This window comes from Bradyrhizobium sp. USDA 3397, from assembly GCF_054060965.1.
Genome location: NZ_JBSSDS010000001.1, coordinates 6,293,833 through 6,314,885, shown reverse-complemented (window position 1 = coordinate 6,314,885; position 21,053 = coordinate 6,293,833). Strand labels below are relative to the sequence as shown.

Sequence of the window (21,053 nt, the reverse complement as noted above, 5' to 3'; positions counted from 1 at the left end):
CCCGGGTGATCAAGCCGGCAAGCCGGCCGCGATGAGGCCGGCCTCGTGACGCTGCCGGTCGGGCTCGCGCTTGTAGTGCAGCGTCGCAAGATGAGCTGCCACCGAGAATCCCGGTTCGCGCTTCAAGACCTCGGCGGCGTGAGCGCCGGCCGCGATCGCGTTCTTCATCTGCGCGAACGTCGCCGCCAGGAACGCATGATGGGTATAGTCGGGGCGCGTGATCCTTGAAAACGCCTCGGCGGCCTCGGCGTATTTCTCCGCGCAATAATAGGCGCGGCCCAGATGGCTCCAGAAGCGCTCGGGATGATAGGGATTGAGACGCATCGCTTTCCTGATCCAGTCGATGCCTTCCTCCGGCAGGCCCAGCCAGGTCAGAAGCTCTCCCTGCTGCACGACGACAAGGTCGTAATTTGGATTGAGGGCGAGTGCACGCTCTTGGTGATAGGTGGCTTTTTCGTAGTCGTGTCGCGTCAGATTGAGCGCGGCGAGAATTCGGTGCACGTCCGCGTCGTTGTCGTCGAGCGCCAACGCAATTTCCAGCTCCGAAGCAACCTGCTCGAAGGTCGCGTCGCGGTCGGCGCACCAGCCATAGATCCAGCACTGGCCGAGCACGCATGCCTTCCAGGCATGAGCGTGGGCATAGTTCGGATCCATGGCCAGGGCGCGATTGAGCAGGGTCTGCGCCTGACCGTTGTCGTCGCGGGTTGATCGATGATGCAGGAGCTTCGCAGCCAGCACGCATTCGTAAGCGGGCATGTTGTCGGTCGGCTTGCGCTTGGTGCGGTCGTGCGTTGCGGCTTCTACCCGACCCGGCAACGTCGCCACGATCGCGCGGGTCATCTCGTCCTGGATGGCGAAGATATCCCGGAGCTCGCGGTCGTAGCGTTCCGCCCAGATATGGCGGTCGGTCTCTGCATCGATCAACTGCACAGTGACGCGGACGCGCTCCCCGGCCTTGCGAACGCTGCCCTCGATGACATAGTCGACCCCGAACTCGCGGCCGATGTCCTGGACCTTTACGGCCTTGCCCTTGTAGACGAACGTCGAGTTGCGGGAGATGACGAGCAGGTCGTGGAAGCGTGAAAGTTCGGTGATGATGTCCTCGGTGAGACCGTCGGCGAAGAACTCCTGCTCCGGATCGCCGCTCATATTGGCGAACGGCAGCACGGCGATCGACGGCTTCTTCGAAACACCCGGCGGCGTCAGAGCACGATTGGACCCGTCAGGCAGGCTTGCAGGCCCCTCCGCCAGCCGAATGCGGAAGATCCGGATCGGACGGGCGATGTTCTTGACGCTCTGTTCACCGAGATCGTCGAACTGAAGGCCGTCCAGCCGGTCGCCGACCTGATCGCGCACCGCGCCCGAGACGCAGATGCCTCCAGGTTCGGCCAGCGTCTCCAGCCGCGCCGCGACGTTGACGCCATCGCCGAAGATGTCGTTCTGATCGACGATGACATCGCCGAGATTGATGCCGATGCGGAATTGGATCCACCGCGGCGGCGGGACGTCGGCATTGCGCCGCGCCATGCGGCGCTGAACCTCGGCCGCACATAGCACGGCATCGACGACGCTGTGGAATTCCGCGAGCATGCCGTCGCCGGTCGTCTTGATGATACGGCCGCGATTCTTGGCAATGGCGGGATCGATGAGTTCGACACGATGGGTCTTGAGGCGCGCAAGGGTGCCGGCCTCGTCGACCTCCATCAGCCGGCTGAAGCCGACCATATCGGCGGCAAGAACCGCGGCAAGCCTGCGCTCTGGTCCCGGCACATCCATCGCTCGGTCCCTTCGCCGAGCAACCTAGCAGATGCCGAGATTTTGCCCAAGCTTGGTGCGCTGCAACGCCGACCGGGCGGGGCGCCTCAGAGCATCCCCAGCGCCTGCATGTAGGTCTCGAGAATGGTCTCGGCCTCGGCGCGCTCGTTGGGGTCCTGCTTGCGCAGGCGCACGATGGTGCGCAGCGCCTTGACGTCGTAGCCGTTGCCCTTGCTTTCAGCATAGACGTCGCGGATGTCGTCGGAGATCGCCTTCTTCTCTTCCTCCAGCCGCTCGATGCGCTCGATGATGGATTTGAGCTGGTCCTTGGCAAATTTCGTCGCAGGCTCGTCGTCGCGGACGGCGGCGGAGGTGGCCATCTTGGTACTCCCAATGGAACTGGCAAAACGAGGTGACGCCGGCATCCACCGCGCGTGCTGGGTAGACCCTTAGGGTCGGCGCTCCCAGCGTTCAAGCAAGCATCACGCTCGTCCACAGCGCGCCCACACCTTCCTGCGGCGGGTGCAAGAAAGCTGTTGTGTGATGCGACTCAGGCCGGCGAACTCAATGCCCGTGGGGATGGACCTTCTTCATCGCCTCGAGCTGCTCGGGCGTGGCCGTGCCTTGGTGCTTCGCCTTCCAGGTCTCGTAGGGCATGCCGTAGACGGCCTCCCGGCTCTCGTCCTTGCTCAAGGCGACGCCCTGGGCGTCCGCGGCGTCCTTGAGCCAGTTGGACAGGCAATTGCGGCAGAAGCCGGCCAGATTCATCAGATCGATGTTCTGGACGTCGGTGCGGCTCCGCAGATGCTCGACCAGGCGCCGAAAAGCGGCCGCCTCGAGCTCCGTTCTGGTTTTGTCGTCGATCGCCATGGCTGTCTTCCTCAAGGTCCGTTCCGGGGCAGGGTTACGGGATCAGGTGGGTCTTGTCACAGATTTTGCCATATCGCGGCGCAAAGGGGCCACTGCCCGGCTGCCCCGGCCCAACGCCAAATCGTCAATGATCTGGTATAGCTTCCGCGACAATGACTGCCGAATCTCCCCGCTCCCCGCTTTACCTGCTCGCCCGGTTGGTCCCGGTGCTGGTGGTCGCCCTGGCGTGCCTCTACGCCGGCCCGGCCTCCGCCGATTTCCGCCTCTGCAACAACACGTCGAGCCGGGTCGGGATCGCGCTCGGCTACAAGGACGCCGAGGGCTGGACCACCGAGGGCTGGTGGAACATCTCGTCCCGCTCCTGCGAGACGCTGCTGCGCGGCACGCTGGTCGCCCGGTACTACTACATCTACGCCATCGACTACGACCGCGGCGGCGAATGGTCGGGCCAGGCCTTCATGTGCTCCCGCGACAAGGAGTTCACCATCCGCGGCACCGAGGATTGCCTGGCGCGCGGCTATGACCGCACCGGCTATTTCGAGGTCGACACCGGCGAGCAGCGCGCCTGGACGGTGCAGCTGACCGACGCCAACGAACAGCCGGCGCAGCAGCGCGTGCCTGGCCTGCCCGGCCCGGTGGGCCCGGGCGGCGTTCCGGGTTTGCCCAATAGCCCGCCCGGTGCTACGCCCCCGGGCTCGCCCGGCCTGCCACCCCCGTCTGGAAATAAGCCATGAGGCGCCTTCGCCGTATCAAGATTCTCGCGACCCTGGGACCAGCCTCTTCAGACCTCGCGATGATCCGCCGCCTGTTCGAGGCCGGCGCCGACCTGTTCCGCATCAACATGAGCCACACCCCGCATGACAAGATGCGGGAGCTGGTGGCGACGATCCGCAACGTCGAGAGCAGCTACGGCCGGCCGATCGGCATCCTGGTCGACCTGCAGGGCCCGAAGCTGAGACTGGGCTCCTTTGCCGAAGGGGCGATCCAGCTCCAGAACGGGCAGACCTTCACGCTGGATTCCGACAAGACGCCCGGCGATGCCACGCGCGTCCAGCTCCCGCATCCGGAGATCCTGGCGGCGCTCAGGCCCGGCCATGCGCTGCTGCTCGACGACGGCAAGGTGCGGCTGATCGCGGAGGAGACCTCGAAGGAGCATGCGGTGACGCGTGTCGTGGTCGGCGGCAAGATGAGCGACCGCAAGGGCGTCAGCCTGCCCGACACCGATTTGCCGGTCTCGGCGATGACGCCCAAGGACCGCGCCGACCTCGAGGCCGCCCTCGTCACCGGCGTCGACTGGATCGCGCTGTCCTTCGTGCAGCGCGCCGACGACGTGATCGAGGCCAAGAAGATGATCCGCGGCCGGGCCGCCGTGATGGCCAAGATCGAGAAGCCGCAGGCGATCGACCGCCTCGCCGACATCATCGAGGCTTCCGATGCGCTGATGGTGGCGCGCGGCGACCTCGGCGTCGAGCTGCCGCTGGAGCGGGTGCCGAGCCTGCAGAAGCAGATGACGCGGATGGCGCGCCGCGCCGGCAAGCCGGTGGTGATCGCGACCCAGATGCTGGAATCGATGATCCAGTCGCCGGTGCCGACCCGCGCCGAGGTCTCCGACGTCGCCACCGCGGTCTATGAGGGCGCCGACGCCATCATGCTGTCGGCGGAATCGGCGGCCGGCAAATTCCCGGTCGAGGCGGTCTCCACCATGAACCGCATCGGCGAGGAGGTCGAACGCGATCCGACCTACCGTTCGGTGATCATGGCCCAGCGCCCGGCGCCGGAATCCACCGCGGGCGATGCCATCGCCGACGCCGCGCGGCAGATCGCCGAGACGCTCGACCTGCCCGCCCTGATCTGCTGGACCTCATCGGGCTCGACCGCCGTGCGCGTGGCGCGCGAGCGGCCGAAGCCGCCGATCGTGGCGATCACCCCGAACATCACCGCCGGCCGCAGGCTCGCCGTGGTCTGGGGCGTGCACTGCGTCGTGGCCGAGGACGCGCGCGACCAGGACGACATGGTGGGCCGCGCCGGGCAGATCGCATTCCGCGACGGTTTCGTCCGCGCCGGCCAGCGCGTCATCATCGTCGCCGGCGTGCCGCTCGGCATCCCCGGCACCACCAACATGGTGCGCATCGCCTCGGTCGGCCCCGAGGGCGACGCCAACATGTGAGGCCCCCCGGGGCGGCCAAACAAAAAGTCGAAAAACAACCCCATGCACAGTAGCCGGCCGCTCTGGCCGGTTTTGCCGGGATTTTACGAAAAGGCACGCTCAGGCAATGGCCTGAGCGTGGCCGCCACCGCGCACGCGGGGCGATCTTTACGCCCCGACCAAAGCCTTGGTCGTCGGCAGCAGCGTCTGCTGGACCACGAGGCCGCGGGCGCGGGCGTCCATGACGCCGACGGCGCGCAGCGCCAGCAGCGTCACGGTCTGCACCGCATCGCGCATCTTGACGGGATCATCGAGATTGTCGGGCGCGAGCGGGCCGACCAGCGCCTCATGCAGCGCGCCGAGCAAGGCGGTGGCGGCGAGCGCGGTGTCCTGCGCCGGCAGATGGCCGGCGCGCACGGCTGCGTCGATCCGGCCAGCGATCTCCCCGGCGATCTCGCGCCGGCTGGCAAGCCGGGAGGCGCTGACATCGACATCAACAGGCTCGGCCAGGATGCCCCAGGCCAGCCTGCGCTGCGACAGCGTATGCACCGCCACGGTGGTCACCGCGGCCGCCAGCGCCGAGGACGGCCCCGGCGCGGCATCGGCCGCCCTTCGGATCGCCGCGAGCTCGTCGCGGGAGACCTCGGCAATGAGCTCGGAGATCAGCTCGGCCTTAGAAGGGAAATAACGGTAGACCGTGCCCGCTGCGACATTGGCCCGGACCGCGACCGGCGCGATCTGCACCGCCGCCATCCCGCCTTCCGCCGCCGCCTCCCGCGCTGCCGCCAGAATGGCGCTGCGCCGCGCCGCAAGGCGCTTCACCACTTGATGCGTCCGCCGATAAACCATGGCGCGCTTCCTGTCCCACACGCCGGCCGCACGCCCTGCGGCCCGACGCTTCTCACGCAATAGATGCAAATCGCCCCGCAAGGACTGAACAACTATTCAGGGTGAATGACAAGATGCAAATGCGTGAAGCGCCATGGTGGGCGGACGGGAGCGCCAAGCTGCGTCAGCAGTATCCCGGTCGAGGCAGCCACGAGCGCGAGCGCATGGGTATCAACGCCAAGCACTGAACGCTTCGGGTGGGCCCGCACGAACCCATTCGACCTTCTCGACAATTCGCGACTTTTGCGTGCAACGTCAAATAATTCCCGCAAAGATTCATACAACCTTAACTGGCTATTCGTAGTCCTACGGTTGTAAATTGGAATTCGGAAATGCGTTTCACGAGCGGGCTTCCTGCGGTTCAGCGACCCGGCTCTGCTCGCGATGTTCCAGGCGCACATGGCGCCTTGATGCTGGAACGCGCGGCGATTTCCAGCGATCTGCGAGAGGTGTTGTCCATATCCGCCGCCGGGAGGCTGCGGCGATCATGGACGGCGAAGCTGCGCGGCAATGCGCTTGCCGCCATCACCGTTGTCGTCTGCTCGATGCTGGCAGGCGCGCTCTACACCCTGGCCATGGGCGAGGACGTCAACTGGGATTGGCAGAACTACCACGAATACAATGTCTGGGATCGATGTGGTCGCGCCGGGCTTGGCTCTTCTTATAACCTATTCGGAGAGAATCTTGCTCGCGGCTCTGGCTGAACTCTGAGCCTGGCGACCTGTACGAGAGCCCCGTGGGACGGCGACACATGGACTTTGAAAAGGCGGCAGCACTGGCGACGCTAGGGGTCGAGCTCATGTCCGAGCGGCAGGCGCGCATAGTGCGCAAATCCACAATCAGCAATCCCTGCTTAATGTCCGTTCATGGGCTTGAATCGATGGTCTCCGCTGGCGAGTAGGATATCAGACCAATAAAGAATGTCGCATTTTGGCCCGTCACCGACCATAGCTCAGAGCACCGTGTCGTCTGCTTCCGGTAGGTGAGCCGACCACCGTGATGCGAGCTCACGGGCAGCCTTTGACCCAACTCCGTCGAAGGATTAGGTTGATTTACGCGGCGCGATCCTTGTCGGACTGTTCCTTGACTGCGGTCGCGGTTTCTTCGAACCCCTTTTCGTAATTGCCCGCAAACCGTTCGATGCTGTCGGCCCACATCCTCAGCATTGAGACCTGAAAGTGCATAATCGGCTTCAAGGCAATCATACCGATTTCTGTCGCGGCGGTTGTGCGCTTTTGGGCGTCGCGCGCGAGACGGTCTGAGTTAGAGGTGTTGTCTGCCATGACTTGCTCCTTGTCCGGTGATTAACCCCAAAGCTAGTTGCCAGGTTGTGCACCACGTGATGCTAACCGTTCGGCCAAAGCCTGATCTGCCGCGAGTGTAGCGCGTCGGTCGTCATGCAGTTCGTCCAGCTTTTTCAAGTAAGCGACCGCTGCTGTTTGCAAGAGATCGAAATCATATTCGCCGGAATCACGAAGATTGGTGACGTAGCGAAAGAGGGCGGAACGCCTGTTATCGTCCTCACTGATGCCACTATGGAGCAGCAAGTAGTTCCGCCAAGCAAACGCACATGCGCCTTCTATGGCCTGAGAAGTCATGGGCACCTCCCGAAGTCAGAGAAAGACTGATGAGTCAATTCGTTCCGCGATTTTCCAGATGTAATGTTGTTCCGTAGGTCAACCGCAAGGTGTTTCGCGAAGGTGACAGTGCTGCAATCGACGACGTCCCTCGAGGCGGATGCGAGGACTCGACGCTCTCGGCAGAAGAAACAAGGTCCACCAAGGATCGAACCTGCATCTGAATCATCACCCCGTAGCGGTATGCACTTCATCGTGCACCCTGATGCGCGGCGATCTCCCTTTGTTAGTTCTACAGCGAACGACGACTTCAAAGACCTGTCGCTCGCCGCCAATGTACTCGCCTGCATGGGAAAGGATTGGGCGGCATATCCGACCAAAGGCGCAGCGCTGTCCTAATTTGAATTCTGTGGCCGCGTCTAAGGAGGCCTGCCATGGAGCGCGTCATTCACATGAGAATATCCGCCTAGCCCGGCGATTTCTCGAGAGGAACAGAATGAGGCAAGCGGGGCCCAATCGAAAGCTCCTAGCCGCAAGGAGAAGCCAGAGAGTGCCCGCAACGCCGCGTGGAAGCTAGTTTCGCCAGGAATTTGTCTGGCCTCCATGAAGCGGCGACCGCTCTCGACGTGAGACGGCCCACCCACGCGAGCTGCTCGTCCAGGATCATTTGAATGGCTTCCCTTGAAAAACGCTGGCGAACATCCAACTAACATCCAATCACCATCCAGATGGATGGTAAGGGGATGTTTCGCTATGGCTGCTAACGTGCACGAGCTGCGACCCAAGGCCCCCGACACCGAGAAGATCACGATCAACCTTGGCTACGTTGACCTCGGTCATGTCGATCTTATGGTGCAGGAAGGGTTCTATTCGAACCGGACCGATTTCATCCGGACAGCAATCCGCAACCAGCTCGAGCGACACAGAGAGGTCGTCAGACAGTCCACGGCCCGGAAGAACCTGGACCTCGGGCTCCGCCATTACACTCGCGAGGACCTCGAAGCGGCGCGGCGCGCCGGCGAGATGCTGCAAATCAATGTTTTGGGCTTGGCCACCATCGCCCAGGACGTCACTCCCGCGTTGGCTCGCGCCACAATCGCGTCGGTCTCGGTGCTGGGGGCGCTTCACGCCACTCCCGCGGTCAAGGCCGCTCTCGCCGACAGAACAAGGTGAATGATGCTGAATCAAGACATAGTCCGCGAAGCAACCCGCCTCACGCGTGCCGGCCAACTAGTTGAGGCCACCGCACTGCTGCAGCGCATGCTCCAGGGCGGCATTGCACCAACACCGGACTGGCGCAGCGCCACTCAGGCTCAGCTCCCGCGGTGCGATCCGCTTACCATCGACGCCACGGCCGACGTTGTCGAGGAGCGGAAAGCTCCGCAGATTGCGCCGGCCCGCTCTGGTCAGGGACTCAGACCCTCCTTACTGCGCGACGGCATGCGGGATGTTTCCGGGCTCCGCCTGCGAAGTCCGATCGCACGCGCTCCTCTGTCCCCATCGGACATCGTGCCGGAGGGCACACGGTTCATCGCCGGCCAGTTCAGTAACGTCGCGGGAAGCCGGACCTATAAGCTGTTCATCCCAAGCCGCTATCAGGGACAACGGCTTCCCCTGATCGTCATGCTTCACGGCTGCACCCAGTCGCCGGACGATTTCGCGGCCGGCACCCGGATGAACTTTCTGGCGGAAGAGCAGAATTGCTTGGTGGCCTATCCTGAGCAGCCGAGCGGAGCCAACCAGTCGAAGTGCTGGAACTGGTTTCGCACGAGCGACCAGCGCCGCGGCGGGGGCGAGCCCTCGATAATCGCCGGCATTACCCGCCAGATCATGCGCGACCATGTGATCGATCCGAAGCGCGTATACGTCGCGGGTCTGTCGGCCGGCGGGGCCGCCGCCGCCATCATGGGCGCAACGTATAGCGACCTGTATGCGGCCGTCGGTATTCATTCAGGCCTCGCGTGCGGAGCCGCGAGTGATCTTTCCTCCGCGTTCATCGCCATGCGGCAGGGAGGCGGCTCCAGGGCAATTGCGGACATTTCTGTGCCGACCATCGTTTTCCATGGCGATCGCGACACAACGGTGCATCCAAATAATGGCGATCAGATTATCGAGCAGTCCGCCAGCGCAACGAGGTCGACTAGGAAGGTGCTTCGCGGACGCGTACCCCACGGCCATTCCTATACTCGCACCATCCTGATCGACGGGGCCGGCCGGGCGATTTCCGAACACTGGAACATCGATGGCGCCGGACACGCGTGGTCAGGCGGTAGCCCCGCTGGGTCCTACACTGATCCGCAAGGGCCGGATGCGACCAGGGAAATATTGCGCTTCTTCCTCGAGCATTCGCTCAGTGGATAGTCAGGGCGCTCAGGTTGTCCTCGAGCACATCGCCGAGCTCCCGGATCAGTTTGGCGTCCGAAGCCGGCCTGTATCCGCCAGCGCGGGCGCGACGGCGAGAAACAGATCGCATAGATCTCCGGTCGGTTGGGGCCATCCTCGCGGCAACGTTCGGCGATCTGCCATCCGTCGATGCCTTCGGGCAGCTTGACGTCCGTGATGAGGGTCGGCGACCCGCCGTTGCGTACCACGCCTACGGCTCTGCGCCGTCAGCCACATGGATGACCTCGTACTCTTCCTCTCCTCCACCAAGAACCGCTGGTACTACTGCTAGTGCTAGAGCACCAACTCGCTCCAGCGATATGGCCCATCATGGTCGCCGCAATTTAAGGCGATCTGGAGAGAACAACGAGCGGAGGGCTGATTGTTCTCAGACTGACGCCGATGTTTGCTACCAAAGATCAGGGTCGACATCGTAGAATGTGCGATTGGTCTCAGTTCATGCGGCACCCAACAGCACGGAATTGGAACGCCACGTCACCAAGCCTGTTGTCATTTCAGACATGACCGTTGTGGTCGCCCCCCATTTTCCTGGAGCGTCAGATGAGCAAGCGCAAACCAGCGGCAGCGCCAAAGCGCGCCCGCAATCCGAAAATGCCCTCGCGGGCCCAACGGAACAAGCAGGCCATTGTTAGAAGCCCGAAAGAGAATTTACTTCACTCTGCTGCGGCAGACTCGGTCGAACCGCTTCCTGAGCTTCAAGATGATCCTCAACACGAGGTCACTATCATTGAGCCTCTGCCGGATTCCTTAGTAGATGACCTCAGTCAGAGAATGACGGATAGCGATGCAACGGAAGGCTCTGCTCTAGCGACGGCAAACATGCAGGCGTTTCAAACGAAGCTTCTTGAGATAGCCGGGATCAACGCGCAATTTGCTTTTGAATTGGGCCTGAGACTTGCGACGATCAGGTCACCAACTGAATTTTTCGGCGTCATGACGGAGTTTACAAGCAGACAGGTCAAAATGTTCGCGCAGCATTCGAAAGAACTGGCGGCATATTCGTTCTGGCCGATCAAGCCGCCTCGAGAGCTTACGGCTCTGCCGAGACGATAACTGCAAGCCGTCAGGATGGACGCAAACGCGGATCACGCACGCGCAGCGACCGTCCGCGGGCGCGCATTTGGACGGCCGGCCGAAGCAGTTGAGGTCGGCCGCCGGCCCCCCGCCAGGCTGCGCAGCGTGAGCGGACTGCGCGGGCGCGTGAATAGCTTCGGCTTGGGATCATCCCATTGTGGAAACACCCTCCCTGCCCTCTCCCGCAAACTGATCGGCCGAACGCGACCTTTACGTGTAGTACCGAGGAATTCCCGCATTGATTCATACAACCTTAACTGGCTATCCGTAGTCATACGGTTGTAAATTGGAATTCGGCAATGCGTTTCACGAGCGGGCTTCCTGCGGTTCAGCGACCCGACTCTGCTCGTGAAGTTGCCGGCGCACATGGCGCCTTGATGCTGGAACGCGCGGCGATTTCCAGCGATCTGCGAGAGGTGATGTCCATATCCGCGGCCGACAGGCTGCGGCGATCGTGGAGGGCGAAGCAGCGCGGCAATGCGCTTGCAGCGATCGCCATTGTCGTCTGCTCGATGCTGGCAGGCGCGCTCTACACCCTGGCCATGGGCGAAGACGTCAACTGGGATTGGCAGAACTACCACGAATACAATGTCTGGGCCGTTCTCAACGGCCGCTATGGCGTCGATGTGATTCCACCGGGCTTTCAGACCTACTTCAATCCGCTCGTCTATTTTCCCGTCTACCATTTCCGCCATGTCCTGCCGGCGCCCTACGGGCTGATGATCATCGGCGCCGTTCACGGCCTCAACCTTGCGCTGATCTGGCTGTTCGCACGTCTGGTGCTGCGCCAGGCCGCAACCATCGCGTCGGTCGCAGCAGTGGTCGTCATCGCGGCGTCAGGTCCGATGACGCTCTCGGAAGTCGGCACCAGCTTTTCCGACGTGCTGCTGGCCCTGCCCGTGATCGTCGGCTGCCTTCTGATCCTGACTGCGGATCGCCGACCCACGATCTGTTTCCTGCTCGCGGGATTGCTGATCGGCGCCGCCGTCGGGCTGAAGCTGACTAATGTCGTCTACGCGATCGGCGCTGCCGCGGCGCTGCTCGTCTCTGCGCGTCCGCTGCGGGCGATCACGCTTCTTGGAATCGGGGGGATTTTCGGCGCGGCGCTCACCGGCGGCGGATGGTGCCTGATCACGTGGCGCGACACCGGCAATCCGATCTTCCCGCTGTTCAATGCACTGTTTCAGTCGAGCGAGGTAGCCGACGTCAATCTGATGGATGCGCAGTTCATGCCGCATGGCGTGCTCGACGCACTGGCCTACCCCTTCTACTGGCTGATCGGCGACCACCGAGGCGCGGAGCATCCGTTCCGCGACGCGCGCTTCGCGGTGGTGATGGTCCTGCTCGCGCTCGGCCTGTGGGTCCGCGCGAGGCGCAAGAGCGCGATCCTCACCCGGGGTGACTTGCAGCTGGTGGTGCTGTTTGCGGCCTCTTACCTCGCATGGCTCGGCTTGTTCTCGATCCAGCGCTATGTGGTGGTTCTGGAGCTCCTGTGCGGCCCGCTGATCGTTCTGTTGCTCGCGCGCCTCGCCGGAAGCGTGGGGCCGACATGGCTGACGACGTCCCCTCGACCGCTCGCCGCGCTGACGTTGACGGTCGCAGTCGCGATCGCAGCGTGGTCGCAGCCGGCGGACTGGTGGCACCGCCCCTGGTCCGACGTCTACCGGCCGAAGATCGCCTACGAGCTCGATCAGCCCGCGACCTATTTCATCCTCGGCAAGCCGCTCGCCTATATCGCGCCGCAGCTCCCCTCCCAGTCGCGCTTCTACCTGCTCGCCGATATCGCCGTGCCAATCGTCCCCGGCGGCATCTTCGACCAGCGCATTCGCGCCGGGCTGAAGGCGCCGCTGCCCGGCGGCGTCCGCGAATTGCACATGCGCGGCGAACCGGACCGCAGCGCGCTCTTGGGTCGCTACGAGCTCACCATCGATCGCTCACGGCCCTGCGTCACCATCGAGGGCGCCCGCCCCGGCACGGTGATCGAAAGCTGCCCGCTGATCGCGCGGGGCTCACTTTGAAAACCACCGCCCTTCCTTGAACAGAGGCTTTACCCCTTTGAGCTGTACAATGAATCATGGCGAGCTTGGCACAGGCAATTCCACATCAGTCAGGATTTACGCGGCCTTCACCGTGGTCGCTGCGGCCATTCTGCTAGCGATCGTCATATTTGACTTCCAACTGGCAGCAGCCCAGTCGTTCCCATCGTTCGTACTTGACCCAGGCGGCTTTCCGGTTGGTCGAGATTTCATGAACACCTGGATGGGCGGCCGATCGGCTTTTTCCGGCGGCCCTGCTGACTGGTTTGATTCCGGCGCCTACATGGCTGCAATAACGAAGGTGACCGGCATCCCCGATCTGGCACCTCTGTATTGGTCGTATCCGCCGCATCTGCTGTTCTTCATTTGGCCCCTTGGCTTGCTTGGTTTTCTGCCGTCGTACATTTCGTCGTGCGTCGCCGGGCTCGCCCTGTATGTTTGGACGGCAACATCGTGCGGTGTCGAACGAAAATACTGGGTGTTTCTGGCCGTCGCACCTGCCGTCACGGTTAACGTCTTCCTCGGCCAGAATGGTTTCTTGACCGCCGCGCTCTTGATCGGCGGTCTTGCAAACCTCGAGCGACGGCCGATACTCGCTGGAATTTTGTTTGGTATCCTGACCATCAAGCCGCAACTCGGACTCCTGCTTCCGATCGTGCTGGTGCTGGGTGGGCACTGGCGAGTCATTGGTTCAGCCGTCGTCACGACGGTGTTTCTTGTCGCCGCGACTGCAGCATGGTTTGGGCCAGAAATCTGGACAGCGTATTTGCATAAGGTTTTGCCGCAACAGAACGAACTGCTCGATGTGGCAGGTATCATGGGCTGGCCGATCGTCGCCTCGGCCTTGATTAACGCACGCCTTGCGGGTCTTCCGGCTGATCTAGCCTGGGTGGTGCAAGGAGCGGCGTCGGTATGCGCCGTCGGTGCGGTGGTTTGGACGTTCTGGCGCAAGCGCGATCCGGTCCTCTCACTAGCGCTCTTCGTTACCGCCACCTTCTTGTTTTCACCCTGGATCATGAACTACGACATGGTCGTATTCGGATGGATTGTCGCGCTCCTGCGTCAGCGCGGAAACGAAGCGTTCGCCGATCAAATTCTTTCACTTGCGTTGTGGATGTTGCCTATTCTGATGTTTCCATTCGGCTTCGCGCAAATACCGATCGCTTTACTGATCCTCCCCTTGTTCGCCGCTCGTCTCCTGTGGCGGTTGTCCAATGACAAATCAAAGCAGGCCTCGTCAGTGACGTTGCCGGCTCTAGCTTGAGGGGCGACATTTCCTGTTGCGTGACACCATCGAGTTCGATGAAGACATCGAGTGCCCGTTCGATCGCGGCCGAGACGTCAACGGTTCGCACGGGAACCTCCCGCAGGCGAAGAAGGGCAGCCTTGGCTGCTTCTATGGTGATCGCGCGGGCCGCGCGCGGAACGCAGACTTGAGAGCCCAGCCAAGGCGAACGAACTTTGCTCCTGGATGATGTTTTCGAAGCTTTGGCAGGCTCGATCTCTTCAATGGGCGCCAAGGGGCATCTTCAGCTGGCGCCTTCTCTCTTCTCCGAGCAAATCTCTTCTCCGGGCAAACTTGCCATGTGGCCTATTGGCCCGTTGCAGACCTCGGGCACGCTCGACTAGGCTTGTCACCGGACCGCCGCCCGCCGTTGCCAGCACGATCACCCCCGCGGCCAATTCGAGTTTTGTCGAGACAGGCCCCAAGCATGAAAATACAGGTTGGCTTCGAAATGACCTACGACTTCCAGCAAGTCACACCATTGATTGCTGTCGTCGGCATGCACTTCACCCGCGCGTCCGACATCATTGTGCCGGATTACCTCATCACCGAGCCTTCCGTGCCGATCTCGCCATACCGCGACGGCTTTGGAAACTGGTGCAGTCGGTTCGTTGCGCCTGCTGGCCGCATGCGCCTTTCCGCCAACGGTGCAGTGCGCGATAACGGTTTGCCTGATGTGATCGCACCTTCCGCGACACAATACGCGGTCGAGGATCTTCCACCTGATACCATCGTTTATCTGCTTGGCAGCCGCTACTGCGAAACCGATCGGCTTTCCGACATCGCATGGAAGCTGTTCGAGAAAGCGGCGCCGGGTTGGCCACGGGTCCAGGCGATCTGCGATTTCGTGCACAATCACATCGCGTTCGGCTACGAGCACGCGCGGGCCACCATGACGGCTTGGGACGTATTCAACGAGGGCAAGGGCGTCTGCCGCGACTATGCGCATCTTGCCATTGCATTCTGCCGTTGCATGAACATTCCAGCGCGCTATTGCACCGGCTATCTCGGCGACATCGGGATCCCGCCGCCCCATGCCCCCGGGGACTTTGCAGGCTGGTTCGAAGCCTATCTTGGCGGCCGCTGGTACACGTTCGATGCCCGCAACAACACTCCGCGAATCGGGCGCGTCCTGATCGCGCAAGGCCGCGATGCGGCGGATGTTCCGATCGTCCATACTTTCGGACCCAATACGCTCGTCAGCTTCAAGGTGTGGACTGACGAGCTTGTGTAAAGCGCTCGCCTTGGGCGATTGGGTACCAGCCGGCTGAGATTGATCTCGCTAATTGCTTAGAAGACTGCTACAGAGTTCGCATCACCGCGCGCTACGTGGCTGTTATCGGTGACTGAGAGCTTTGCGCTCCCGCCCTCAACCCAAGAGAAGGCGGTCAGATGGCAAATTCCGACAAATTCGACATTCGTGAGTGGCTCGTACCACCTTTGTTGGTACCGGTCTTCCTCGTACTGCTGATTGCGGTCACGGCCATTCTATAGCGGTAAGTCCGTTCAATCACCATGCGTCAGAACTGCAAACCGGGGCGTTGCGCCAGTTCAAGCCAAACGGGAGCCCAAAAATGGCAAACACGGCAATCATCAGGGATGCCTACGGGGTTCCGGCGATCTTCGTTGGTTCGAAGACTGGCCGGGACGATGCTCCCTTTGTTTTCGTGAGGGTCGGAGGTGAGGAGCGCCGGATGCGTTGGTCCGAATGGGATGCTCTTCCGGCCTGGACCGGCGAGAGTCCCACCTGGGCGAGTAAAACCAATTAGCTAGGAGTGCTCAGCATGAAGATGGTTCGAACCGGCATATTGACCGCGGCGCTTTTGCTGACATCCGCACTGGGCACATTCACGCCAGCAGCTGTTGCTGCGGAGCCGAATTGCCGTGCGATTGAAAGCACCAGCGCCCGCCTTTCCTGTTACGATGCGGCATTTCCTCCAAAAGCCAGGAAGCCCGCCGAAGCCGGCGTCGATCCATCGTCAGGCTACAAGGATCCATTCCTTGCGGAAGAAGCCCGAACCGCCGCGAAGCTCAAGAATATTTGCCGCGGTTGCTGAGCTTCGCTTCCGACATACGCGCCCATTACGAGACCCTGTAAGATGACGAACGATGCTAATGATCGCCGAGTGGGCCGCCAACGAAAGCGCGCTCTTCATCTGGCGGGCACGGTTTTGGATGGCAAGGCAGACCGCTCTGCGAGTTCCAAGGACCAATCGGCCAGAAAGCAGCGCCTGCTTGAGGGGCCAGCGGAATTCAAAGCGGTCCGCGTCGATCGTTCGAAGAAGACTTCAAACGATGCTGAGTGATCGAGGTTTGTCACCGCGCATGGTTGCTTCGGCCCGGAGTCATGATGACGCATGGAACATCTTGGGATTAGATACACGGTGGTCCAGACGATCAACCCGCCCGGCTGGAAATGGTCGTTTGAGCGAGACGGTCGGTCACCCCGAACGGGAATTGCCTTCAATCGAGCGGAGGCCGTCAGCGCAGCTGAACGAGCGATCAGCCGATCGCTCAGAGATCAGCAACGCCAATAGAAGCGCTCGGTTTGCAGCTGTCTCTGTCCTCGGCACGTTGCCTCTCGACCCCGGCGTCAGCTTCCAGCAATTCGCAATAGTTCCTGCCAGGAACCGAACAAAGCGCTCGCTATTCGGCAGATAAAGGCGCACTGTCTCACTACCATCGAGCGGCCCTTAGCATCTATCGGTGGTGTGAACGCAAAGTTGCGCTCCCGCTCAACCCCAAGCGGAGCGTCAAACATGCCGCCTCAACGGTCCCCAGGACAATTCTCGACACTTGAATACCGCCTCGCGCAAGAGGCGATCAACCTGCGCCTACAGGCCGAGGGGATGCCCGTTGGTCTCCGCCGCACGGAGCTTCTGCGAAAAGCCCGGCAGATCGATGTTGCGGGGGAGATTAACAATTGGCTGTCCTCACCGGGACTACAGGCGCCCTCGTGAATTTAAGTCTCGCTCTTGTGCGGCGTGATGAACTTCAGCATGCCACGTGGAGACCAACGTCTATCGGGATTTTACTCTCACCCTCCCGGGGCTGGTAAGCCGCCGCCTGCGCTTCATTTAAGCGGGCGGCGTTTTTGCTCGAGTTGGTATGCCATTGACGGGACGTCCTGCTGCTGATCGTGATTTCCATGTGGCTTTCTGGGAACGCCGCTGGGCGAACGGCTTTAAGCTTAATCACCTTTTCGGATCCGTGGGCTACTATCGGTGACTGAGAGCTGGTTGCTCCCGCCTCCAAGCCGCGGGATGAACATGTGCAACAAATGCGTCAAGATAGACAACGAGATTGAACAGTTCCGCAGGTTGATGGCACCGGGAATGGACGCGCTTAGTCTGGCGATGATCCGATGCACCATCGAATTGCTGGAAGATGATAAGGCGGCCTTCAAGTGCCGCGGGAGCGCGCGCAACTAAATGCACGAAGCCGGCTTCCTGATGGTGATCCGAACGAGGCAATGCAAGCTGGCCAGGGCCGCCTTTGAGCCGCTGCGGACCTGAAGGACCGACCTCATTGCCGCGTCATCAGCGCGACAGCGAACCCAAGCAGAGTCAGCAGAATGGAGAGGGGATACAGCCGAGCGAGCTTCGTCCTGAGCGGAATGGGAGTGCCACGGTTGTCGAGGTCGAACTCGAATGGCACCTCGGAGAAACGTAGCCCGAAGTCCAGCTCGTATTTCTCACAAAGATAGGCCAAAAGGTCGTTCGTGAGGAAACAGAACTCGAAGAAGATGATGGTCGGCAAAACATAGAGCCCCGTCTCAGAGCTCAGTATTTGCGACGTCCTGCTCCATTGCATCCCAAGGACGCCAGCCAAGACGATGACCAGGAGCACTGTGGCGAGGATTGCAGCGCAGGCAGCCACGAGGGCAATTTTGAGCAGCGTTCTCACGCGCGGACATCCCTCGTGCGAAGGCGCAACATCTGTCGGTTGTGCAGCAACGAGCGCTAAGCTTCGGTAAATTGCCAGCCGCGTTCCATCTCCGGCGCTCGGCCGACAATCTCCGGCTCTCAGCCGGCGCCCATCGCGGCCAACACCGTCTGCCGCCTCGACGTCGCCTGTGAGGGGTAGACCGGGCGCAACGGAGTCCAGGCCCAACCGTCGAGAATAACCCAACCCAGTCCCGAGCCGGGCCGGAATTCCGCAGCGCAGCGCTCTCCCACGTTGCCGAGGTGTGCTATTGTTTTGGTCAGCGCGCGGAGGCAATGCTGTGAGGCGACGCGAGCTCATTACTCTGCTAGGCGCCGCGGCGGTGTGGCCGCTGGCGGCGCACGCGCAGCAAGCGGCCAGACCGCCGCTGCTGGCGATGTTCCATCCGGCAATCCCGCCGGCGCTCCTGACTGAAACGGGCGGAGGCAGCCCATGGCGCGCCTTTTTCGGCGAGTTGCGCCATTTGGGTTATTTGGAAGGACAAAATCTGATCATCGAGCGCTACTGGGCCGAGGGGCGTCATGATCGTTATGCCGAAGTGATCCGTGAAATCGTGAGCCGCAAGCCGGATGTCATCGTCACCGGAACGAATCCCGTCGTAACCATGTTCAAGGCGGCAACCGATACGATACCGATCGTTGCTTTCATGCTGGATCCGCTGCAGGCGGGACTGGTGACCAACCTTCAGCAGCCCGGCGGCAACCTCACCGGCATCACGCTTGATGCCGGCATCGAGATCTGGGGCAAGCGGCTGGAGTTCTTGAAAGAAGCGATTCCTTCGATGCAGAAGGCCGTATTCCTCGGGATGCGCGGCGGTTGGGATGGGTCTGTGGGCCAGGTCTTGCAGAATGCCGCCACCCGCCTGGGAATCTCACTGACCTTTGTCTTCCCACAGGAAGGGAAACCCTCGGAGATTGAGCGCGTCTTCGATGCTATAGCCGAGCAACGGCCGGACGCCGTGCTTGTGAGCGGAGAGGGCGATCTTTACGCCAATCGCCAATTCATCGCCGAGCTCGCCGTGAAAAAACGCCTGCCGACGATATGTCCGTACCGCGACTACGTCGAAGCCGGCGTGCTGATGGGTTATGCTCTCAATCTCTCGGAGCTGTTCAGGCGGTTGGCCGACGACGTGCACAAGGTCCTGAAAGGTGCCAAACCGGGTGACATTCCGATTTATCAGGCGACCAGATTTGAATTCCTGATCAATCTGAAAACGGCAAAGGCATTCGGCCTGACCCTGCCCCCGGCGTTGCTTGCCCGCGCCGACGAGGTGATCGAATAATTCCGCCATGTCCATTCATCGACCATCGCGGCCGTTGAGAAATGTCAACTTGTCCGGCGCCATCGAGAGTGCAGCAAACACCGGCGCGCTGACGGCGAGCGTCAACGAGTACACGCCCCAGCGTCTCACCCGGAGCCCGATCAGAGCATGATCGCGCTTCTCAGCTCGTTCGCGTGAGAGCGAGCTGCGCCGATGCGGCCTCGGCACTCCGCCAGGCTGCGCAGCGTCCGAGGATCATCCCGAACACGATCAGGATTGCCGGGAAGCCGACCGGTTGCCCGAGAAACAGGAAGCTCGCAAGCAGCGCGAAGACGAGCGCCAGCGCCATCACTTCGTGGCGCGCGAAACCTTCATCGAGCCCGGCGCGGATGAGGAAGGCCACCGCGACGCCCAGCACAACCAGATCGTACATAAAAAGATAGGGCGTCGTGAGCAGCGTCGCCGTCGCGAGCATCGCTGCCTTGAGGGCGTAGGGCAGCCGGCTCCGCCACACCACGACCAGCGCGACGGCCACAGAAGCGGTCAACACCCATTGGAATATCCATGCGAGCTGCTCGGTGCCGCCGACATAGCGCACCAGCGCGAAGATGCTCTGCATCTTGAACCAGGGCGCCCGGCCCTCGGTCAGGAAGGCCTGGGAGAACATCGGGATCCAGTGGAAGAACGCCTGCCAGCTCTCGGTGCCGAAGGCGAGCCAGGATAGTGCAGCGATCGCAACGGTGACGATTGCGGCGGTGAACAGCACGGTCCATTCGGCGGCGGCGAGCAGAACCAGCGGAAACAACAATCCGTATTGCGGCTTGTAGCTCAGCAGCCCGACGCAGATTCCAGCCAGCACCGGCCGCGTCGGCAGCAGATACAACATGCCGCCGATCAGCGAGGCCGTGAGGAAACCGTTCTGCCCGACCAGGATGTTGAGGAAGGCGGCCGGAAATCCAACCGCAATCACAAGGCCCGCATTGCGCCCGATGATCGCGCGCATCACGGCGAGATAGGGCACCATGCTGAACGCGGCCCAGCCGATGAAAGCCACCGTATAGGGAAACTGCGCGAGGAAGGACGCGACGAACAGGAAGGGCGGCGGATAGTGCCAGGCGAAATGGCCGACGAAATCCTGCTTGAGCAGCGCAAGCTCGACCTGCTTCTGAATGTCCCAATCCCAGGCCTGCGCGGGATGCCCCTCGAGCGCCAGTCTTCCGGCCGCCCAGACGTTGACGAAATCGGTGGGAATGCCGCGCCCGTCGGCGTCAAAGATCCAGAGATGGGCGAGATAGGCCGTCGGAAAATACGCCAGCGTGACGATCGCCAGCACGAAGGAGATGTTGACGAGGATCGCGGGGACCGCACCGTGACGGCCGACGGCAGACGGGACGGAGGAGGCTTCGGCCATGCGGCTTCCTTGCGCGATGATGTGAGGCGGATGCGCCCAAGCCATACACCCGAGTGACTTGAAGGAGGCTTAAGCCTGATCGTCGAACGCCCCGCGCCGAATTCCCGGGCAACGCAAAAGAGCCCCGTCGATGACGGGGCCCTTCGCTATTCCGCTGGTCGTCCGGCCTTACTTGAGGCTGGTCGAGATCGAGCTGAACTTCGTGTTCAGCGTGGTGCCGAGGTTGTTGACGACGGTGATGATCGCCAGCGCGATGCCGGCAGCGATCAGGCCGTATTCAATGGCGGTGGCGCCGGATTCATCCTTCATGAAACGCGCAACGAGGTTCTTCATAGAGTGCTCCAAATGAGTACACGAGGCTACAACTGATCTGGTCTCTTCGGCTTCCCAGCGCCGCCCGAC

At 61.9% G+C, this 21,053-nt stretch carries 21 protein-coding genes; 12 read left to right on the top strand and 9 right to left on the bottom strand.

Annotation, left to right across the window (positions count from 1 at the left end):
* Nucleotides 1-9: 9 nt before the first annotated feature.
* From ACVWYQ_RS29200 to ACVWYQ_RS29190, 3 genes are all read right to left on the bottom strand, one after another.
* On the bottom strand, nucleotides 10-1,776 hold the full coding sequence (locus tag ACVWYQ_RS29200; RefSeq protein ID WP_404546033.1) for an adenylate/guanylate cyclase domain-containing protein: 1,767 nt from the start codon (nucleotides 1,774-1,776) through the stop codon (nucleotides 10-12).
* Between the two features lie 86 nt (nucleotides 1,777-1,862).
* Nucleotides 1,863-2,135, bottom strand: coding sequence for a DUF2312 domain-containing protein (locus ACVWYQ_RS29195; RefSeq protein ID WP_018641571.1), 273 nt, complete (start codon nucleotides 2,133-2,135; stop codon nucleotides 1,863-1,865).
* A 184-nt stretch (nucleotides 2,136-2,319) separates the two neighbouring features.
* Nucleotides 2,320-2,625, bottom strand: coding sequence for a DUF1244 domain-containing protein (locus tag ACVWYQ_RS29190; RefSeq protein ID WP_035998652.1), 306 nt, complete (start codon nucleotides 2,623-2,625; stop codon nucleotides 2,320-2,322).
* Between the two features lie 152 nt (nucleotides 2,626-2,777).
* Here ACVWYQ_RS29190 and ACVWYQ_RS29185 point away from each other — a divergent pair, with 152 nt between their 5' ends.
* Entirely contained in the window at nucleotides 2,778-3,359 is a 582-nt protein-coding gene (locus tag ACVWYQ_RS29185) for a DUF1036 domain-containing protein (RefSeq protein WP_035998649.1), read from the top strand.
* Complete coding sequence (gene pyk / locus ACVWYQ_RS29180) at nucleotides 3,356-4,792, top strand: pyruvate kinase (RefSeq protein WP_404546030.1); 1,437 nt, start codon at nucleotides 3,356-3,358, stop codon at nucleotides 4,790-4,792. The genes ACVWYQ_RS29185 and pyk overlap by 4 nt, the downstream gene beginning before the upstream one ends.
* Nucleotides 4,793-4,939: 147 nt before the next feature.
* On the opposite strand, the gene ACVWYQ_RS29175 is transcribed toward pyk, so the two are convergent.
* Nucleotides 4,940-5,620, bottom strand: a complete 681-nt coding sequence (locus ACVWYQ_RS29175) for a TetR/AcrR family transcriptional regulator (RefSeq protein WP_025034128.1) — start codon at nucleotides 5,618-5,620, stop codon at nucleotides 4,940-4,942.
* A gap of 371 nt (nucleotides 5,621-5,991) precedes the next feature.
* Between ACVWYQ_RS29175 and ACVWYQ_RS29170 the strand changes: the two genes are divergently transcribed.
* Nucleotides 5,992-6,363: a hypothetical protein gene (locus ACVWYQ_RS29170; RefSeq protein WP_404546028.1), complete on the top strand. Its 372-nt coding sequence runs from the start codon at nucleotides 5,992-5,994 to the stop codon at nucleotides 6,361-6,363.
* A 348-nt stretch (nucleotides 6,364-6,711) separates the two neighbouring features.
* Here the strand turns inward: ACVWYQ_RS29170 and ACVWYQ_RS29165 are convergent, their stop codons facing one another.
* A complete protein-coding gene (locus ACVWYQ_RS29165; protein WP_271542969.1) occupies nucleotides 6,712-6,942 on the bottom strand; it encodes a hypothetical protein in 231 nt (76 codons plus the stop codon).
* 33 nt (nucleotides 6,943-6,975) lie between these two features.
* On the bottom strand, nucleotides 6,976-7,257 hold the full coding sequence (locus tag ACVWYQ_RS29160; protein ID WP_271542967.1) for a hypothetical protein: 282 nt from the start codon (nucleotides 7,255-7,257) through the stop codon (nucleotides 6,976-6,978).
* 732 nt (nucleotides 7,258-7,989) lie between these two features.
* Here ACVWYQ_RS29160 and ACVWYQ_RS29155 point away from each other — a divergent pair.
* From ACVWYQ_RS29155 to ACVWYQ_RS29120, 8 genes are all read left to right on the top strand, one after another.
* Nucleotides 7,990-8,409: a CopG family transcriptional regulator gene (locus ACVWYQ_RS29155; protein WP_271542966.1), complete on the top strand. Its 420-nt coding sequence runs from the start codon at nucleotides 7,990-7,992 to the stop codon at nucleotides 8,407-8,409.
* Between the two features lie 3 nt (nucleotides 8,410-8,412).
* On the top strand, nucleotides 8,413-9,597 hold the full coding sequence (locus ACVWYQ_RS29150; RefSeq protein ID WP_275511019.1) for an extracellular catalytic domain type 1 short-chain-length polyhydroxyalkanoate depolymerase: 1,185 nt from the start codon (nucleotides 8,413-8,415) through the stop codon (nucleotides 9,595-9,597).
* 582 nt (nucleotides 9,598-10,179) lie between these two features.
* Nucleotides 10,180-10,692, top strand: coding sequence for a Phasin protein (locus tag ACVWYQ_RS29145; RefSeq protein WP_271542964.1), 513 nt, complete (start codon nucleotides 10,180-10,182; stop codon nucleotides 10,690-10,692).
* A 440-nt stretch (nucleotides 10,693-11,132) separates the two neighbouring features.
* Complete coding sequence (locus ACVWYQ_RS29140) at nucleotides 11,133-12,731, top strand: glycosyltransferase 87 family protein (protein WP_404546025.1); 1,599 nt, start codon at nucleotides 11,133-11,135, stop codon at nucleotides 12,729-12,731.
* Between the two features lie 49 nt (nucleotides 12,732-12,780).
* Nucleotides 12,781-14,013: a glycosyltransferase family 87 protein gene (locus ACVWYQ_RS29135; RefSeq protein ID WP_404546023.1), complete on the top strand. Its 1,233-nt coding sequence runs from the start codon at nucleotides 12,781-12,783 to the stop codon at nucleotides 14,011-14,013.
* A gap of 448 nt (nucleotides 14,014-14,461) precedes the next feature.
* A complete protein-coding gene (locus tag ACVWYQ_RS29130; RefSeq protein ID WP_271542959.1) occupies nucleotides 14,462-15,268 on the top strand; it encodes a transglutaminase-like domain-containing protein in 807 nt (268 codons plus the stop codon).
* A 550-nt stretch (nucleotides 15,269-15,818) separates the two neighbouring features.
* Nucleotides 15,819-16,091, top strand: coding sequence for a hypothetical protein (locus ACVWYQ_RS29125; RefSeq protein WP_271542957.1), 273 nt, complete (start codon nucleotides 15,819-15,821; stop codon nucleotides 16,089-16,091).
* Nucleotides 16,092-16,133: 42 nt separating this feature from the next.
* Nucleotides 16,134-16,340 carry a hypothetical protein gene (locus tag ACVWYQ_RS29120; RefSeq protein WP_271542955.1) on the top strand — a complete coding sequence of 69 codons (207 nt, stop codon included), beginning with the start codon at nucleotides 16,134-16,136 and terminating at the stop codon, nucleotides 16,338-16,340.
* A gap of 1,219 nt (nucleotides 16,341-17,559) precedes the next feature.
* Here ACVWYQ_RS29120 and ACVWYQ_RS29115 read toward each other — a convergent pair.
* Complete coding sequence (locus ACVWYQ_RS29115) at nucleotides 17,560-17,940, bottom strand: hypothetical protein (RefSeq protein ID WP_271542951.1); 381 nt, start codon at nucleotides 17,938-17,940, stop codon at nucleotides 17,560-17,562.
* Between the two features lie 319 nt (nucleotides 17,941-18,259).
* Between ACVWYQ_RS29115 and ACVWYQ_RS29110 the strand changes: the two genes are divergently transcribed.
* Nucleotides 18,260-19,261 (top strand): ABC transporter substrate-binding protein, encoded by a 1,002-nt coding sequence (locus ACVWYQ_RS29110; RefSeq protein ID WP_404546020.1) that lies wholly within the window; start codon nucleotides 18,260-18,262, stop codon nucleotides 19,259-19,261.
* 160 nt (nucleotides 19,262-19,421) lie between these two features.
* Here ACVWYQ_RS29110 and ACVWYQ_RS29105 read toward each other — a convergent pair whose 3' ends face one another.
* Together ACVWYQ_RS29105 and ACVWYQ_RS29100 are read right to left on the bottom strand one after the other, a co-directional pair.
* A complete protein-coding gene (locus ACVWYQ_RS29105) occupies nucleotides 19,422-20,651 on the bottom strand; it encodes a glycosyltransferase family 87 protein (RefSeq protein ID WP_404546018.1) in 1,230 nt (409 codons plus the stop codon).
* Between the two features lie 168 nt (nucleotides 20,652-20,819).
* The gene (locus tag ACVWYQ_RS29100; protein ID WP_035998610.1) at nucleotides 20,820-20,984 is read right to left on the bottom strand and encodes a Flp family type IVb pilin; all 165 of its coding nucleotides are present in this window, start codon (nucleotides 20,982-20,984) and stop codon (nucleotides 20,820-20,822) included.
* Nucleotides 20,985-21,053: the final 69 nt, after the last annotated feature.

What these genes read in the sequence shown, in the direction of transcription:
- ACVWYQ_RS29190 (WP_035998652.1), bottom strand. Translation starts at nt 2,625, where the DNA reads ATGGCGATCGACGACAAAACCAGAACGGAGCTCGAGGCGGCCGCTTTT.
- ACVWYQ_RS29125 (WP_271542957.1), top strand. Translation starts at nt 15,819, where the DNA reads ATGAAGATGGTTCGAACCGGCATATTGACCGCGGCGCTTTTGCTGACA.
- ACVWYQ_RS29175 (WP_025034128.1), bottom strand. Translation starts at nt 5,620, where the DNA reads ATGGTTTATCGGCGGACGCATCAAGTGGTGAAGCGCCTTGCGGCGCGG.
- ACVWYQ_RS29185 (WP_035998649.1), top strand. Translation starts at nt 2,778, where the DNA reads ATGACTGCCGAATCTCCCCGCTCCCCGCTTTACCTGCTCGCCCGGTTG.
- ACVWYQ_RS29135 (WP_404546023.1), top strand. Translation starts at nt 12,781, where the DNA reads ATGAATCATGGCGAGCTTGGCACAGGCAATTCCACATCAGTCAGGATT.
- ACVWYQ_RS29145 (WP_271542964.1), top strand. Translation starts at nt 10,180, where the DNA reads ATGAGCAAGCGCAAACCAGCGGCAGCGCCAAAGCGCGCCCGCAATCCG.
- ACVWYQ_RS29200 (WP_404546033.1), bottom strand. Translation starts at nt 1,776, where the DNA reads ATGGATGTGCCGGGACCAGAGCGCAGGCTTGCCGCGGTTCTTGCCGCC.
- ACVWYQ_RS29155 (WP_271542966.1), top strand. Translation starts at nt 7,990, where the DNA reads ATGGCTGCTAACGTGCACGAGCTGCGACCCAAGGCCCCCGACACCGAG.
- ACVWYQ_RS29120 (WP_271542955.1), top strand. Translation starts at nt 16,134, where the DNA reads ATGACGAACGATGCTAATGATCGCCGAGTGGGCCGCCAACGAAAGCGC.
- ACVWYQ_RS29150 (WP_275511019.1), top strand. Translation starts at nt 8,413, where the DNA reads ATGCTGAATCAAGACATAGTCCGCGAAGCAACCCGCCTCACGCGTGCC.
- ACVWYQ_RS29105 (WP_404546018.1), bottom strand. Translation starts at nt 20,651, where the DNA reads ATGGCCGAAGCCTCCTCCGTCCCGTCTGCCGTCGGCCGTCACGGTGCG.
- ACVWYQ_RS29165 (WP_271542969.1), bottom strand. Translation starts at nt 6,942, where the DNA reads ATGGCAGACAACACCTCTAACTCAGACCGTCTCGCGCGCGACGCCCAA.
- ACVWYQ_RS29170 (WP_404546028.1), top strand. Translation starts at nt 5,992, where the DNA reads ATGCGTTTCACGAGCGGGCTTCCTGCGGTTCAGCGACCCGGCTCTGCT.
- pyk (WP_404546030.1), top strand. Translation starts at nt 3,356, where the DNA reads ATGAGGCGCCTTCGCCGTATCAAGATTCTCGCGACCCTGGGACCAGCC.
- ACVWYQ_RS29130 (WP_271542959.1), top strand. Translation starts at nt 14,462, where the DNA reads ATGAAAATACAGGTTGGCTTCGAAATGACCTACGACTTCCAGCAAGTC.
- ACVWYQ_RS29160 (WP_271542967.1), bottom strand. Translation starts at nt 7,257, where the DNA reads ATGACTTCTCAGGCCATAGAAGGCGCATGTGCGTTTGCTTGGCGGAAC.
- ACVWYQ_RS29195 (WP_018641571.1), bottom strand. Translation starts at nt 2,135, where the DNA reads ATGGCCACCTCCGCCGCCGTCCGCGACGACGAGCCTGCGACGAAATTT.
- ACVWYQ_RS29100 (WP_035998610.1), bottom strand. Translation starts at nt 20,984, where the DNA reads ATGAAGAACCTCGTTGCGCGTTTCATGAAGGATGAATCCGGCGCCACC.
- ACVWYQ_RS29140 (WP_404546025.1), top strand. Translation starts at nt 11,133, where the DNA reads ATGTCCATATCCGCGGCCGACAGGCTGCGGCGATCGTGGAGGGCGAAG.